At 70.5% G+C, this 15,427-nt stretch carries 13 protein-coding genes; 2 read left to right on the top strand and 11 right to left on the bottom strand.

The features are described 5' to 3' along the window. Positions 1-69: 69 nt before the first annotated feature. From nuoH to DPQ65_RS09155, 8 genes are all read right to left on the bottom strand, one after another. Positions 70-1,566 carry an NADH-quinone oxidoreductase subunit NuoH gene (nuoH, locus tag DPQ65_RS09190; RefSeq protein WP_114907060.1) on the bottom strand — a complete coding sequence of 499 codons (1,497 nt, stop codon included), beginning with the start codon at positions 1,564-1,566 and terminating at the stop codon, positions 70-72. Beyond that, positions 1,563-4,112 (bottom strand): NADH-quinone oxidoreductase subunit G, encoded by a 2,550-nt coding sequence (locus DPQ65_RS09185; protein WP_114907059.1) that lies wholly within the window; start codon positions 4,110-4,112, stop codon positions 1,563-1,565. Before DPQ65_RS09185 ends, nuoH begins: the two co-directional genes overlap by 4 nt. Further along, a complete protein-coding gene (gene nuoF, locus DPQ65_RS09180; RefSeq protein ID WP_114907058.1) occupies positions 4,109-5,422 on the bottom strand; it encodes an NADH-quinone oxidoreductase subunit NuoF in 1,314 nt (437 codons plus the stop codon). Before nuoF ends, DPQ65_RS09185 begins: the two co-directional genes overlap by 4 nt. Then, positions 5,419-6,264 (bottom strand): NADH-quinone oxidoreductase subunit NuoE, encoded by an 846-nt coding sequence (gene nuoE, locus DPQ65_RS09175; RefSeq protein ID WP_114907057.1) that lies wholly within the window; start codon positions 6,262-6,264, stop codon positions 5,419-5,421. Before nuoE ends, nuoF begins: the two co-directional genes overlap by 4 nt. Continuing rightward, positions 6,261-7,601, bottom strand: coding sequence for an NADH-quinone oxidoreductase subunit D (locus DPQ65_RS09170; protein ID WP_114907056.1), 1,341 nt, complete (start codon positions 7,599-7,601; stop codon positions 6,261-6,263). The genes nuoE and DPQ65_RS09170 overlap by 4 nt, the downstream gene beginning before the upstream one ends. Beyond that, complete coding sequence (locus DPQ65_RS09165; RefSeq protein ID WP_114907055.1) at positions 7,601-8,332, bottom strand: NADH-quinone oxidoreductase subunit C; 732 nt, start codon at positions 8,330-8,332, stop codon at positions 7,601-7,603. Before DPQ65_RS09165 ends, DPQ65_RS09170 begins: the two co-directional genes overlap by 1 nt. Then, positions 8,329-8,883 (bottom strand): NuoB/complex I 20 kDa subunit family protein, encoded by a 555-nt coding sequence (locus DPQ65_RS09160; RefSeq protein WP_114907054.1) that lies wholly within the window; start codon positions 8,881-8,883, stop codon positions 8,329-8,331. Before DPQ65_RS09160 ends, DPQ65_RS09165 begins: the two co-directional genes overlap by 4 nt. Positions 8,884-8,972: 89 nt before the next feature. After that, positions 8,973-9,338, bottom strand: coding sequence for an NADH-quinone oxidoreductase subunit A (locus DPQ65_RS09155; RefSeq protein ID WP_114907053.1), 366 nt, complete (start codon positions 9,336-9,338; stop codon positions 8,973-8,975). Between the two features lie 343 nt (positions 9,339-9,681). On the opposite strand from DPQ65_RS09155, the gene DPQ65_RS09150 reads away from it, so the two are divergent. Then, positions 9,682-10,635, top strand: coding sequence for a hypothetical protein (locus DPQ65_RS09150; protein WP_114907052.1), 954 nt, complete (start codon positions 9,682-9,684; stop codon positions 10,633-10,635). Here the strand turns inward: DPQ65_RS09150 and DPQ65_RS09145 are convergent, their stop codons facing one another. The 3 genes from DPQ65_RS09145 to DPQ65_RS09135 all read right to left on the bottom strand — a co-directional run bounded on the left by DPQ65_RS09145 (position 10,636) and on the right by DPQ65_RS09135 (position 13,900). Further along, on the bottom strand, positions 10,636-11,211 hold the full coding sequence (locus DPQ65_RS09145) for a 3'-5' exonuclease (protein WP_202863067.1): 576 nt from the start codon (positions 11,209-11,211) through the stop codon (positions 10,636-10,638). A 110-nt stretch (positions 11,212-11,321) separates the two neighbouring features. Next, positions 11,322-13,187 carry a DUF294 nucleotidyltransferase-like domain-containing protein gene (locus DPQ65_RS09140; RefSeq protein ID WP_114907050.1) on the bottom strand — a complete coding sequence of 622 codons (1,866 nt, stop codon included), beginning with the start codon at positions 13,185-13,187 and terminating at the stop codon, positions 11,322-11,324. A 23-nt stretch (positions 13,188-13,210) separates the two neighbouring features. Then, entirely contained in the window at positions 13,211-13,900 is a 690-nt protein-coding gene (locus tag DPQ65_RS09135) for a demethylmenaquinone methyltransferase (RefSeq protein ID WP_114907049.1), read from the bottom strand. A 43-nt stretch (positions 13,901-13,943) separates the two neighbouring features. On the opposite strand from DPQ65_RS09135, the gene DPQ65_RS09130 reads away from it, so the two are divergent. Beyond that, complete coding sequence (locus tag DPQ65_RS09130) at positions 13,944-15,296, top strand: isochorismate synthase (protein ID WP_202863066.1); 1,353 nt, start codon at positions 13,944-13,946, stop codon at positions 15,294-15,296. Positions 15,297-15,427 lie beyond the last annotated feature (131 nt).

The raw sequence follows: 15,427 nt of genomic DNA, 5'->3' as shown, positions 1-15,427 counted from the left end.
GCGACCTCACGTCCCTGGTTGGTGTCCGGCTCCGGTGTGCCGGCCCCGGTGTGTCTTGGTTGCTTGCGCTCAGCCACGGGTGTCCTCCCCGTCGGTGTCGTCGTGCTCTGCGGTATCGGGAGCGTCGTCCTCGGCCACGACGGTCGTCGTGGCCCCCGCGGCGCTCGTCGCGGAGTCCTCGCCGGTGCTGCCCGTGAGCGGCGCGGCGGCGGTCACGGCAGGCCGTCGGGTCGTCGGCTCGACCAGGGTCTGCCCCGGCAGCGGTGGCACCGGGAAACCACCGGCGAACGGGTCCACCTCGGCCGGCGGCCGCCGGTCCTCGATCGTCTGCTGTTCCTTCTTCTCCAGGCGCGACATCAGCAGAGTGATCCCGCCGACCACACTGAGGATCACCACTGCGGTGGTGATGATGACCGGCAGCCGGCCCTCGCCGAAGTAGCCGATGCTGGGGTCTGCCGCACGCATCAGGATGACGGCAATGACCCAGACCAGGGACAGCGGGATGAGCACCTTCCACCCCAGCTTCATGAACTGGTCGTAGCGCACACGCGGCAGCGACCCACGCAGCCAGACATAGAAGAAGATGAACAGCCACATCTTGGCGGTGAACCAGATCAGGCCCCACCAGCCCTCGTTGAACATGCCGTCGTTGATGGCACCGATCGGCCAGGGAGCGTTGTAGCCACCCAGGAAGAGGGTGGTGGCCAGCCCGGCGACGGTGAACATGTTGATGTACTCGCCGAGGAAGAACATGCCGAACTTCATCGAGGAGTACTCGGTGTGGAAGCCACCACCGAGTTCGCCCTCACCCTCGGCGAGGTCGAACGGCAGGCGGTTGGTCTCGCCCACCATGGTGATGACGTAGACCACGAAGGAGAAGAACAGCGGGAAGGCGAACCACCACCGGTCCTGCGCGGCGACGATCTCGCTGGTCGACATGGATCCGGCGTAGAGGAAGACCGCCACCAGCGACAGGCCCATCGCGATCTCGTAGGACACGACCTGGGCCGTCGAGCGGAGCCCACCGAGCAGCGGGTAGGTCGAGCCGGAGGACCAGCCGGCCAGCACGAAGCCGTAGGCACCGACACCGGCGACGGCCAGCACCACCAGCGTGGCGACGGGCGTGTCGGTGAGCTGCAACGGCGTGGTGTGGCCGAACATGCTGACCTCGCCGCCCATCGGGATGATGCCGAAGGAGACGAACGCGAGCGATCCCACCATCATGGGGGCGAGGATGAACATCGCCTTGTCGGCGTTCTTGGGGGTGACGTCCTCCTTCATCATCAGCTTGAGGCCGTCGGCGAGCGTCTGCAGGAGGCCGAAGGGACCGAACCGGTTGGGTCCGGGACGCTGCTGCATCCGGCCGATGATGCGCCGCTCGGCCCAGATGACGACCAGGACCGAGAGCAGCAGGTAGACGAAGATACCGACTGCCTTGATGAGCGAGATCCACCATGGGGTGTCACTGAAGTCGGCACGGGGACCGTCGGCCATCGGCAGCGGGACCGCTGCGAGCAGGGACGGGGACTGCGCCGCGATCTCACCGACCGCGCTCAGCGCACTCATGCCTGGCCTCCTGTGACTGTGTGGTGCCCCGAGCCCTCGCTGGCCGCTCTCGCAGCGGCCGCGAGACGCACGACCGCGCCGGACTCGGCGCCGAGGGTGGCCCGAACGGCGGACCCGGGCGAGTTCGTCGGGAGCCAGACCACGTGGTCCGGCATGACGGTGATCTCGATCGGCAGCGTGATGGTGCCGCGGTCGGTGCTGACCGACAGCTCGCCGTCGGGCGCGACACCGGCGGCCGCGGCAGTGGCGGCAGAGATCCTGGCCACCGAGCGCGGGGCGGTGCCAGCCAGGAACGGCTCGCCGTCCTGGAGTGAGCCCTGGTCGAGCAGGTGGTGCCAGGTGGCCAGGACGGCCTCTCCGGTGGACGGGCGCGCCGGCTCCGCCGAGGCCACCCGCTGGACCGAGCTCGTGCCCTCCCAGGACCCGAGGTCGGTCATCTCCCGCCGCAGGTCGTGCAGGTCACGAGCCCCGAGCTGGACACCCATCTCGGCTGCCACCAGATCCAGGATCGCGTGGTCACTGAGGGCATTGGACTCAAGCGCCTGCTCGAAGGGCCGCAGACGCCCCTCCCAGTTGGCGTAGGCACCGGCCTTCTCCTGCTGCGGCGCCACGGGCAGGATGACGTCGGCGTGCTCGTGCACGACGGACTCGCGGAACTCCAGCGACACGACGAATGCGCGCTGCAGCGCGGCCCGTGCCAGCACGGGATCCGGCAGGTCGTCCGGGTCGACGCCCCCGACCACCAGGGCCGTGAGCTCACCGGCAGCGGCCGCCGCCAGGATGCCCTGCGTGTCCCGGCCGGGCCGCTCCGGCAACCCGGCGCCCCAGGCCCGCGCGACGGCGTCCCGAGCGGTCTCGTCGTCGACGGGTCGACCGCCGGGCAGCAGGGTCGGCAGAGCGCCGACCTCGACGGCGCCACGCTCACCAGCGCGACGGGGCACCCAGGCGAGACGGGCTCCGGTCGCCTCGGCCAGCACCGCGGCACCAGAGAGCCCACCGGGGACGAGCGCCAGGCGCTCGCCGACCAGGATGATCGAGTCGGTGGTGAGGGCAGCGGCGGCAGCCGTCACGGGGTCGGCGCCATCGGCGGCCTCACCGGAACGGTCGGCGGCCAGCGCCTGCAGGATCTCGGTCTCGGTCCCGGGCGCTGCCGGGACGAGGGTGCCGCCCATCTTGTCCAGGCCCCGCGTGGCGAACGGCGCGACCGAGTAGATGGCGTTCTGGTGCTTCCGGTTGCCCTTGCGCAGTCGCAGGAAGAGGATCGGGCTCTCGTCCTCGGGCTCCAGACCAACCAGCAGCACCGACGGGGCGGACTCGACGTCGTGATAGGTCACCGAGGTGCTGCGCGCCACGTGGGAGCCGAGGAAGTCGGCCTCCTCGGCGGAGTGCGGCCTCGCCCGGAAGTCGATGTCGTTCGTGCCGAGCACCGTGCGGGCGAACTTGCTGTAGCCGTAGCTGTCCTCGACCGACCCACGGCCGCCCACGAGCACCCCTGCTCCGCCGTCGGCGCGCGCCGCGGCGAGCCCACGAGCGGCGGCCGCGAGAGCCTCGTCCCAGGTGGCCACGTGATACTGCCCGTCCTCGCCGCGGACCACCGGGTCCCGCAGGCGGTCCGGCTGGGTCGCGTAGGTGAAGGCCCAGCGGCCCTTGTCGCAGTTCCACTCCTCGTTGACCTCGGTGTCCGCCAGGGCCATCCGCCGCAGCACGCTGCCCCGCCGGTGGTCGGTGCGCATCGTGCAACCGGAGGCGCAGTGCTCACAGACGCTGCTGGTCGACACCAGGTCGAACGGGCGGGAGCGGAACCGGTAGGCAGCACCGGTGAGCGCACCGACCGGACAGATCTGGACGGTGTTGCCGGAGAAGTAGGACTCGAACGGCTTCTCCTCGTAGATGCCGACCTGCTGCAGGGCGCCGCGCTCGATCAGCGCGATGAACGGGTCGCCGGCGATCTCATCGGAGAACCGGGTGCACCGGGCGCACAGGACGCAGCGCTCGCGGTCCAGCAGGACCTGGGAGGAGATGTTGATCGGCTTGGGGTAGGTCCGCTTGATGTCCTCGAAGCGCGAGGTCGGCCGCCCGTTGGACATCGCCTGGTTCTGCAGGGGACACTCGCCGCCCTTGTCGCAGACCGGGCAGTCCAACGGGTGGTTGATCAGCAGGAACTCCATCTGGCCGTGCTGCGCCTTGTCGGCGACCGGTGAGGTGTGCTGCGACTTGACCTGCATGCCCTCCGACACCGCGAGGGTGCAGGAGGTCTGCGGCTTGGGCATCGGCTTGACGTTGCCCTCGCGGTCGGGGGTGGCGACCTCCACCATGCACTGCCGGCAGGCGCCGACGGGATCCAGCAGCGGGTGGTCGCAGAACCGTGGGATCTGCACGCCGATCTGCTCTGCGGCGCGGATCACCAGGGTGCCCTCGGGGACGCTGACGTCCACGCCGTCGATGGTGAGCGAGACCATCTTCACGTCCGGCTCGGCCGGGACCTCGGCATTGTCGCCGGTGGACACCGCGTTGCCGCCGGAGGCGGGAGAGGTGTTGACAGTCATGCTGGCTGAGTCTCCTTCGCGAACAGCACCGAACGCTCGGGCGGGAAGAGCTCGGAGGCCGGGGTGTGCATCCCGGCTTCGAACTCCTCGCGGAAGTACTGCACCGCCGAGGTGATCGGGCTGGTCGCACCGTCGCCCAGGGCGCAGAAGGCGCGACCCAGGATGTTGTCACAGATGTCGACGAGCTTGTCGATGTCGTCCTGGCTGCCGCGGCCGGCCTCCAGCCGGTGCATGATCTGCTTGAGCCAGAAGGTGCCCTCGCGGCACGGAGTGCACTTGCCGCAGGACTCATGGGCATAGAAGTCGGTCCAGCGCGAGACCGCCCGCACCACCGAGGTCGTCTCGTCGAAGATCTGCAGGGCACGGGTGCCGAGCATTGACCCCTCGGCCGCCACCGACTCGAAGTCCAGCGGCACATCCAGGTGCTGGTCGGTGAAGATCGGCGTCGAGGACCCACCGGGCGTCCAGAACTTCAGCTGGTGTCCCGCGCGGATGCCGCCGGCCATGTCCAGCAGCTCCCGCAGAGTGATCCCCAGCGGTGCCTCGTACTGTCCCGGACGCGTGACGTGCCCGGAGAGGCTGAAGATGCCGAAGCCCTGCGACTTCTCGGTCCCCATGCCGGCGAACCAGTCCGCGCCGTTGGCGGCGATGGGGGCGATCGAGGCGATGGACTCGACGTTGTTGACCACGGTGGGCCGGGCGTAGAGACCGGCGACCGCTGGGAACGGCGGCTTCAGCCGCGGCTGACCGCGCCGGCCCTCCAGGGAGTCGAGCAGCGCTGTCTCCTCACCGCAGATGTAGGCGCCCGCGCCGGAGTGCAACGTGATGTCCAGGTCGAAACCGGTGCCCAGGATGTCCTGGCCCAGGTACCCCGCGGCATACGCCTCGGCGATGGCCCGCTGGACGCGCCGGTGGACGTGGGCCACCTCACCGCGCAGGTAGATGAAGGCGTGGTTGCTGCCGATCGCGAAGGACGTGATGATCATGCCCTCGATCAGGAACTGCGGGGCGGCCAGGAGCAGCGGGATGTCCTTGCAGGTGCCCGGCTCGGCCTCGTCGGCGTTGACCACCAGATAACGCGGCCCACCGTCGGGCGGAGGCAGGAAGCTCCACTTCAGCCCGGTTGGGAACCCGGCGCCACCACGACCGCGCAGACCCGAGTCCTTGGCCATCTGCACCAGGTCGGACTGGTCGGTCTGCAGGGCCTTGCGCAGGCCGGCATAGCCGCCGTTGGCCTCGTAGGTCTCCAGGGTCCAGCTCGTGGGGTGGTCCCAGAACTTGGTCAGGATCGGGGTCAGCTGGGTGCTCACGCGTCCTTCTCCTTGTCGGTGCCCGACGGCGTATCCGTGCCCGACGCCCGCGCCGAGCTGTGTGCCTCGCCGGTCTCCGGCTCGGCGTCGCGCGTCGTCTCCTCGGCCTCGCCGTCGGTGGAGGCGTCGGCGGCAGGTGCGGTCCAGCCCTGCTCCTTGGCGAGTCGGAGGCCCTCGAGGGAGGCGTGCCCTGCTCCGACACCCTCGTCCGCCAGACCGTCCTCGAAGCCCGCCAGCATGCGGGAGACCTGCTTGAAGGAGCAGACGCGCGATGCGCCGCGGGTGGGGGCGACCGGGACGCCGGAGCGCAGGTCGTCGACCATCTTCTTGGTGGTCTCGGGCGTCTGGTTGTCGAAGAACTCCCAGTTGGCCATGACCACCGGCGCGAAGTCGCAGGCCGCGTTGCACTCGACGCGCTCCAGGGTGATCTTGCCGTCGGGCGTGGTCTCGTCGTGCCCGATGCCCAGGTGCTCGCTGACCTCGTCGAAGATCTGGTCGCCGCCCATGATCGCGCAGAGCGTGTTGGTGCAGACCCCGACGGTGTACTCACCGTTGGGGTGGCGCTTGTACTGCGTGTAGAAGGTCGCGACCCCCGACACCTCGGCGCGGGTCAGGTCCAGCATCTCGGCGCACAGGTCGACCCCGCGCCCGGTGACATAGCCGTCCACGGACTGGATCAGGTGCAGCATCGGCAGCAGCGCAGAGCGCTTCTGCGGATACTTGGCGATGATCTGCGCCGCGTCGGCCCGCAGACCGGCCAGGACGTCCTCGGCATACGGCTCGTCACTCGCCTGCAGCGGGGTGTAGCGGTGCAGCGGGTCGGTGTGCGCGTCAGCCGTCATCGGTCAACGCCTCCCATCACGGGGTCGATCGAGGCGACCGCGACGATGACGTCGGCGACCAGGCCGCCCTCTGCCATCACGGACGCCGCCTGCAGGTTGTGGAACGAGGGGTCCCGGAAGTGGGCCCGGAACGGTCGGGTCCCGCCGTCGGAGACGGCGTGGACACCGAGCTCGCCCTTGGGTGACTCGATGCCGACGTAGGCCTGGCCGGGTGGCACGCGGAACCCCTCGGTCACCAGCTTGAAGTGGTGAATGAGGGCCTCCATGGACTCACCCATGATGTTGCGGATGTGGTCCAGGCTGTTGCCCTGGCCGTCGGCGCCGACGGAGAGCTGGGCCGGCCAGGCGATCTTCTTGTCGGCGACCATCACCGGCTCTCCGACGCTCTCGCGCAGGCGGGCGATCGCCTGCTCGGCGATCTTCAGCGACTCCCACATCTCCTCGATGCGGATGCACGCGCGGCCGTAGGCGTCGGCGCTGTCCCGGGTCACCACGTTGAAGTCGTAGGTCTCGTAGCCGCAGTAGGGCGTGACCTTGCGCAGGTCCATCGGCAGGCCTGTCGAGCGCAGCACCGGACCGGTGACCCCGAGGGCCATGCAGCCGGTCAGGTCGAGGGTCCCGACATCCACGGTGCGCCCCTTGAAGACGGGGTTCTCCAGGAGCAGGTTCTCCAGGTCCCGTATGCCGCGGCGCAGGTCCGGCAGCTCGGCCTCCAGGGCGTCGAGGGCCTCGGTGGGGACATCCTGGGCCACCCCGCCGGGTCGGATGTAGGCGTGGTTCATCCGCAGGCCGGTCACGGCCTCGAAGAAGCGCAGGATCCGCTCGCGCTCCCGGAAGCCGATCGTCATCACGGTCGTCGCGCCGAGCTCCATGCCGCCGGTGCCCATGCAGATCAGGTGCGAGCCGATCCGGTTGAGCTCCATCATCAGCACGCGGATGTCATTGGCCCGCTGCGGGATCTGGTCGGTGATGCCGAGCAGCTTCTCCACGGCCAAGCAGAAGGCGGCCTCGTTGAAGAGCGGCATCAGGTAGTCCATCCGGGTGCAGAACGTGGTGCCCTGCGTCCAGGTGCGGAACTCCATGTTCTTCTCGATGCCGGTGTGCAGATAGCCGATGCCGGTCCGCGCCTCACGCACCGTCTCGCCGTCCAGCTCGAGGATCAGCCGCAGCACGCCGTGGGTCGAGGGGTGCTGGGGCCCCATGTTGACGACGATGCGCTCCTCGCCCAGGGTCGCCGCGTCCGCCGCGATCTGGTCCCAGTCGCCACCGCTCGCGGTGAAGACTGGCCCGAGGTCCTCGCCGTCGCCGTAGAGGTCTTCGTGTGTCTGGGTCGCCATCAGCTGTAGCTCCTGCGCGTGTCCGGCGCCGGGATCGTGGCGCCCTTGTACTCGACCGGGATGCCACCGAGCGGGTAGTCCTTGCGCTGCGGGTGACCCGGCCAGTCGTCCGGCATGAGGATCCGGGTCAGGGCCGGGTGGCCGTCGAAGATGATGCCGAACATGTCCCACGTCTCCCGCTCGTGCCAGTCGTTGGCCGGGTAGATCTCGACGATGGAGGGCACGTGCGGGTCCTCGTCGGGGCAGGCCACCTCGACGCGGATGCGTCGACCACCGTGGGTGATCGACTGGAAGTTGTTGACCGCGTGCAGCTCGGCACCGGTCAGCTGCGGGTAGTGCACGCCGTTGACGCCCAGGCAGAGCTCGAAGCGCAGCGCGGGCTCGTCGCGCAGTGCGCGCACGATCGTCAGCAGGTGCTCGCGCTCGACGTGCAGCGTCATCTCGTCGCGGTCGATGACCACCCGGACGCCCTCGGTGAAGGCCTCGCCGGTCGCCTGCTCGAGGACGTCGGCGATCTCGTCGAAGTAGCCGCCATAGGGGCGGGCGGACTCGCCGGGGAACAGGATGTCGCGCTGCAGGCCGCCGTAGCCGGAGGTGTCACCGCCACTGCTGGAGCCGAACATGCCCTGCTTGCGGGCGACGACCACCGGCTCACCGGGCGCGGCGGCGGCATCGGTCTGCTCGACCGGCAGGTCGTCCGTCGGGCTCTGCGGGGTGTCGGGCGAGGTCATGCCAGCAAGCCCTTCATCTCGTGCGTCGGTGTGGCTGACAGCGCCGCGGCCTCGGCCTTGCGGGCCGCCTCCACCCGGTCCACGCCGAACTTGGTCTCACGGATCGAGTCGTGCAGCGACAGCAGCGCGTTCAGCAGCATCTGCGGGCGGGGAGGGCACCCCGGCAGGTAGATGTCGACCGGCACGATGTGGTCGACGCCCTGCACGATCGCGTAGTTGTTGAACATGCCGCCGGAGCTGGCGCAGACGCCCATCGACAGCACCCACTTGGGGTTGGGCATCTGGTCATAGACCTGGCGCACGACGGGAGCCATCTTCTGGCTGACGCGGCCGGCGACGATCATCAGGTCGGCCTGCCGGGGGGTCGCGGCGAACCGCTCCATGCCGAACCGGGCGATGTCGTAGTCGGGCGTGCCGACGGCCATCATCTCGATCGCGCAACAGGCCAGGCCGAAGGTGGCCGGCCACACCGAGCGGGCCTGCATCTGCCCGACCATGCCCTCGACCGTGGTCAGCAAAAATCCCGATGGAAGCTTGTCCTCAAGTCCCACGTCTCACACCGTCCCTAGACAAAATCTCTGCGCACTCACGTCTGCGGTCCCACGCACCGGGACCCTCGGCATACCGCGTCTGTCGGTGGTCAGTCCCACTCCAGACCACCTCTGCTCCACTCATAGACGAAGGGCACCGAGACCACCACCAGGAAGAGCATCATCGCCAGCAGCGAGAACAGCCCGACCTGGTCGAAGGCCACGGCGAACGGGTAGAGGAAGAGCACCTCGACGTCGAAGATGATGAAGAGCATGGCCGTCAGATAGAACTTGATCGGCACGCGCTCGCCGTCGCGGGCGTGCGGCGTGGGCATGATGCCGCACTCGTAGGCGTCGGCCTTGGCACGGTTGTAGGTCTTGCGGCCGACAAGAGCCCCGGCGCCCATCGAGCCCCCGGCAAACAGCAGGCCGAGTGCGAAGAAGAACAACAGCGGCACGTATGGATGGATATCCATCACCCACGCTCCTTTCGGCGCTGGCTGGTCGGCGCCCCAATCCTAGGGGTGCTAGCGGTCATCATGCCGCAGGTCCGATCTGCGTGAGTGCCTTCGCGAGGACGCTGCACGCATCCGCCGACTCGGCCCGCGCGCTGGGGGGACCACTCGGAGTGGGCTGGAACACCTGGGCTGCCTCGCTTGTGAAGGGATTCACGAACTTCCGCGCCAGTCTAGGACGGAGCAATCGGGGCGGTCACTAAGGGTTGCCTCACCTCGCTCCGACCCGTGCCGGCACCGGAATTCGGGACCGTTTCCATGCCCTTTTTCAGGTCCCGCGGTCCGGACCGAGACTGGTCCGGACATGAGTGATGAGACCACACCGAGGACCTCGGGCGGCTGGGCGCCCAAGCCCGCCGACACCCTGACACCGCACCAGCAGTCGATGCTGGTCCTTGGGCGCCTCTCCGGCGCCCAGGTGCGGGCCTATCTGCGCTCCAGCGGCCTGCCCGCGGGAGCCGGCCGACCGGAGGCGGCCCGGCACCTGGCCCAGCACCGGGTCACCGCGCTGCAGGAGGCGGCGGCCTTCCGTGAGCAGGCGTCTCGGCGGGGGGTCCACCGGCGGCGAGGCGGGCGGGGACGCCGGAGCCATGGACGGCCGTATGCCGAGGTGCGCCCTGCGCTGCCGACCGCGGCGCGGGAGGAGCTCGCGTCGGCCCAGGAGGTGAGCAGGGCCGCCGGGCGGGGCTGGCAGCGCCTGTCCCGCTGGACCGGCCTCGCAGGCTTCCTGGTCGGCTGGGGCTTCCTGGTGACCGGCGTCGTCGGGATCGTGCCCGGCCTGCAGTTCCTCCTCGGCGTGAGTGCGGTGTGCCTCGTGCTGGCCTCGCTGCTGATGTTCTGGGCCTCCCCGGCTCTGTATGCCCGCGGCCAGAGGGCCTCCCGCGCCGCGCTCCTGGAGTGGGCGGTGCACCGCCCCGGTCAGCTGGAACGCGGTCTCCCGGGACTGCACAAGCGGGTCGACGAGGACGCGACCTCGGGAGGCTCGTTCTGCCTCGGCCTGATCAGCACCGGAGCCGGTGGCTTCTGCGCGGTGATGGGAATGGTGATGGTCCCGATCTCGCTGCTCGACCAGCAGGCCACGTCCTGGCAGATCACCGGGGTCCTGCTCGGCCTCGGCGCGGTCCTGCTGCTCTCACCGGCGCTGGTGGGCCGCTGGAGCCGGTGGGTGATGCACCGCAACGACGCGGTCGATGAGGCCGTGAGCTGGGTCTACGCCGCCGCCACGCACACCGACGCCAGCTCCCGCGCCGGCTCCTGATCAACGGAGCAGCTGACGCAGGGTGAGGTCCTCCCCCAGCGCCGCGACCTGGGCGAGATAGAGCTCGGCGCACGCGAGGGCGTCGGTGAGGGCATCGTGCGGGTGGTAGCGCGGCAGACCGAGGTGGCGACGTGCCGCGCCCAGAGCGAGATCGTCCTCAGCCACCTGGCTGTGCACGTGGCCGCGGCGCAGCACCCGCCGCTGCAGCCGCACCGTGTCAACGACGGTGAGGTCCGGCACGCTCAGCCCACGGTCCCTGCACGCTCGGGTCAGGAAACCCACCTCGATGGACGCGTGGTGGGCCAGCAGCACCCGCCCCTCGAGCGCGGCGAGCACCTCGGGAAGCACCTGCTCGAGCGGGGCCGCCCCGGCCGCCACGTCATCGGTGATCCCGTGCACGGTCGCGCTCGGGCCGACGCCGGCCGTCCCCGCCGGTCGCACCAGAAACTGGCGGGCACCGCCCAGCTCGATGGCGAGCCCGCGCACGGGGATCATGCCGATGCTGAGGATCTGGTGCCGCGAGGGGTCCAGGCCGGTGGTCTCCAGATCGACCGCGAGCAGGTCGAGCTCACGCACGGCACGATCCGGTGCCCGCCTCCGCCACAGCCTCATGTCGCCCGCCCGACGCGGAGTCTCATGCCGCCCGCCCGACGCGGAGCCTCACGCCGCCCGCCCGACGGGGAGCCTCATGACAGGCTCTCCAGCGGCAGTCGCTGCGTCAGGGCCTGTTGGGCGGCGCGGACGATCCGGAAGGCGTCCCGCAGGTGCCGCCGCTCGAAGTCGGTCAGTGTCGCGGGGTCGACGAAGTTGTCCGGCTCCCGGCCGGCCCGCACGGCCCGGCCCTGGTGCCGCAGCCGCAGGTAGCCCACGAACTCCAGCGCGTCCGTCAGCTCGGCCGCGAGGTCCGCGGAGATCGACCCGGCCCGGGCCGCGGCATCGAGACGGGCGTGGGAGTTGACCTCGGGCGACCCGCTCAGCAGGGCATGCACCCGAGCCAGCTCGACCACGGCCGCCACCCCTCCGGCCTTGAGGTCGAGGCGGTCCCGGTGCCGTCCCTCCCGCTCGAGCACCAGACCGCGGAAGAAGCCGATCGGCGGGCGGCGGGCGACGGCGTGGCGGGCCAGATAGGCCAGGAAGAGATCTGCCCCTCGGGTCCGGGCCAGGACGTCGGTGCGCAGGCCCTCGACCAGGTCGACGGCGCCGTGCAGCGGCCGCATGTCGAAGAAGATCGACCCGTTGAGCACGGCCTGCGGCTCCGGGGTGTCCACCCAGCGGCTGAAGTGTGCCCGCCAGGTCGCCACCGGCACGCGCCAGCGCGGGTTGGTCGCCATCACCTCGCCCGGGCAGGGCGGGTAGCCGCACTCGGCCAGTCCAGCCGACACCTGGAGCGCCAACTGTGCGAAGTAGTGCTCGTGCTCCTTGGTCATCTCGTCGCCGATGACCAGTGCGTTGTCCTGGTCGCTGGCCAGCCCCTGCTCGTGGCGGGCCTGGGAGCCGAGGACCACCCAGCAGTAGGGCACCGGTGGCGGCCCGAGGTCGGCCTCGGTCAGCAGGAGCAGCCGCCGCTCGATGGCGTCACCGAGGGAGGTGACGACGCGGCCGATGTCCTGCGCCGTCGCGTCCTCGGCCACCAGTTGGTCCACGATGACCGGGATGCGGGTCGCCAGTGTGGCCAGTGTCGCGACGTCCCGTGCCGCCTCGAGGTCGGCCACCAGATAGACCGGGTTGTTGTGCTCCAGCCGCATCAGGTCCGTGCCGGTCACCATGCCCCGCAGTCCGCCGGCTCGGTCCAGCACGGGCAGGTGATGGATCCGGCGGTCGATCATCTCCATCAGGCCCTCGAAGGCGAGGGCGTCGGTCCGGGTGGTCGCCGGGTCGGGGGTCATCACCTCCCGCACGGTGCCCGCCGGGTCGAGGCCGGCGGCGAGCACCCGGGTGCGCAGGTCACGGTCGGTCACGATGCCGACCAGGCGCCCGTCCTCCTGCACCAGGACCGAGGAGACGTGCTGGGCGGCCATCAGCTGGGCGACCGCGCGGATGGAGGCTCCGGGCGCGACGCTGATCGGGTCGCGACGCACCAGGTCGCCCATCCGGGTGCGGAGCACGGCGCCGCCGCGGTCGGTGGTGTGCAGCAACGAGACGGCGCGCCGCAGCCGAGCGGTGTGGGCCGAGGTGAAGAAGGTGGCAAAGGCCTGGTCCTGCTCGCAGGTGGCGTGGAAGGTCGCCCCCGGGACCACGAGCAGCAGGCTGTCCTCGATCGCGGTGAAGTCAAAGCGCGAGGGTGCGCGCTCCACCAGCGTGGACATCCCGAAGCAGGTCCCCGGGTCGCTGCGCTCGACCAGTCCGCCCTCCGGGTCGGTGATGTCCACGGCCCCCGAGCGCAGGACGAACATCGAGCCGCCCGGCTCCCCCACGGACAGGATCCGCGTGCCCCGTCGCACATACCGCAGCTCGCTGTGCCGGACGAGCGACCGAAGCAGCCGGCCGGGAAGCTCCCGGAAGGGCGCACGGGCCGTCAGGAAGTCGGTGACCTCGGTGAGGTCGGCGCCCATCAGCCCTCCTCGTCAGCTCTCGGTCACCGCACCGCGTGGTGCACCGCGACGATGCCTCCGGAGAGGTTGCGCCAGCGCACGCCACCCCATCCGGCGGCACGGATCTGCCGGGCCAGGGCGGGCTGGTCGGGCCAGACCTGGATGCTCTCGGCGAGATAGACATAGGAGTCCGGGTTGCTGCTGACCCGCTTGGCGACGGCGGGAAGCGCACGCATCAGGTACTCCTGGTAGACGGTCCGGAACGGCGCCAGCGTCGGGGTGCTGAACTCACAGATCACGAGCCGACCGCCCGGCCTGGTGACCCGGTGGAACTCCTCCAGCGCCTGCCCGGTGTCGGCGACGTTGCGCAGGCCGAAGCTCATCGTGACCACGTCGAAGGAGCCGTCGGCGAAGGGCAGGGCCAGGGCATCGGCCGCGGTGAACGGCAGGTCCGGCCGGCGCCGGTTGCCCTTGCGGAGCATCCCGAGGGAGAAGTCGGCGGGCACCACGTCGATGCCCTGGTCCGCGAACGGCTCGCTGCTGGTGCCCGTGCCCGCGGCGATGTCGAGGATCCGCTCGCCGGGCCGGGCATCGATCGCGCGGACCACCGCACGGCGCCACAGCCGGTCCTGCCCCAGCGACAGCACATCGTTGGTCAGGTCGTAGCGACCGGCCACCCCGTCGAACATCTCCGCGACCTCGTGAGGGGCCTTGTCCAGACTCGCGCGACTCATGCGGCTCATCCTCCCACCTCGGCACCGCATAGGCTGACCTGCCGTGACCGTCCCCGTCCTCCCCCGCCTGCGCGTCCGCACGCTCGCGGCGCCACCCCAGCCCGACCTGTTCGACCTGCTGCCCTCGGACGCCGACCCGGCGACCGTGGTCAGCTGGGTGCGCGAGGGCGACGGCCTGATCGGCTGGGGACGCGCCGCGTCCAGCACCGCAGAGGCCGGTGTGCCGAGCGGCCCGGAGCGCTTCACCGCCGCCGCCCGGTGGTGGCGGGACCTGGTGGCCTCGACCGAGGTCGAGGACGAGGTCGGTCTGCCCGGCACCGGTCTGGTGGCCTTCGGCGCCTTCGCCTTCTCCCCCGACTCCGCCGACCTCGGGGGGCTGGTCGTGCCGCGGGTGGTAGCCGGGCAGCGCGACGGCCGGGCCTGGGTGACCAGCATCGAGGCGCTCGACGACGACGGCGGCCTGCTCACCTCGGCCACTCCCCAGCACCACCGGCCCACGCCGGGGGCCAGGGGCCAGGGGGACCCGGCTGACGGCATACGACTGGAGCCGGGAGCCGTCGCGGGCGAGGACTGGCCGGCTGTCATCCGGGCGGCCATCGGGCACATCGAGGCCGGTGAGGTCGACAAGGTCGTGCTGGCCCGGGATGTCCTGGCGGTGGCCGACCGACCGATCGACACCGTGACGCTCCTGCGCCGGCTGACGGCGCGCTATGCCGCCACCTGGACCTTCGCCGTCGACGGGTTGATCGGGGCGACGCCCGAGATGCTGGTGCGACTCCAGGACGGCCGGGTCCGTTCGCGGGTTCTGGCCGGCACCGTGCGCCGCGACCGCAGCCCCGCCCCGTCGGTGACCGAGGCGCACCCCGAGCTGGAGGACCAGCACACCCCGGACCCGCGGCTGCACCTGGTCTCGGACGCCAAGGAGCTCGAGGAGCACGCCTTCGCCGTGCGGTCCGTGGCGGAGAAGCTGGCCCCGCACTGCGAGAGCCTGGAGGTGCCCGAGCAGCCGTTCGTGCTGGAGCTGCCGGATGTCTATCACCTGGCCACCGACCTCAGCGGGCAGGCTGCTGACGACGCCACCTCGCTCGACCTGGCCGCCGCACTGCACCCCTCCGCTGCCGTCTGCGGCACGCCCTCGGCGGACGCCGCGCGCCTGATCTCCCAGCTCGAGGGGATGGACCGGGGCCGCTATGCCGGACCGGTCGGCTGGCTCGACGCCACCGGTGACGGCGACTGGGGCATCGCCCTGCGTTGCGGGCAGCTGGCCGACGACGCCGGCTCGATGCGGTTGTTCGCCGGCGGCGGCATCGTGTCCGCCTCCGACCCCGAGGCCGAGCTCGCCGAGACCGAGGTCAAGCTGGCCGCGATGCGCCACGCCCTCGGCCTCAGTTCCTGACATCCCAAAAAAAGGGCTCTTCTGACTCACCTGTGGGTGTTCTGAGGGTGCCTGGGTAGGGCGCACGCCGTTCCCTGCATAGGTTTCTGAGCTGTCAAGGAACAGAAGCCAGTGGTCAGGAGAACGGCGTG

Origin of the sequence: Ornithinimicrobium murale, from assembly GCF_003352835.1 — a bacterium.
In the GTDB taxonomy this organism is placed as follows: Bacteria; Actinomycetota; Actinomycetes; order Actinomycetales; family Dermatophilaceae; genus Ornithinicoccus; species Ornithinicoccus muralis.
This window is presented reverse-complemented; position numbering and strand designations above follow the sequence as displayed.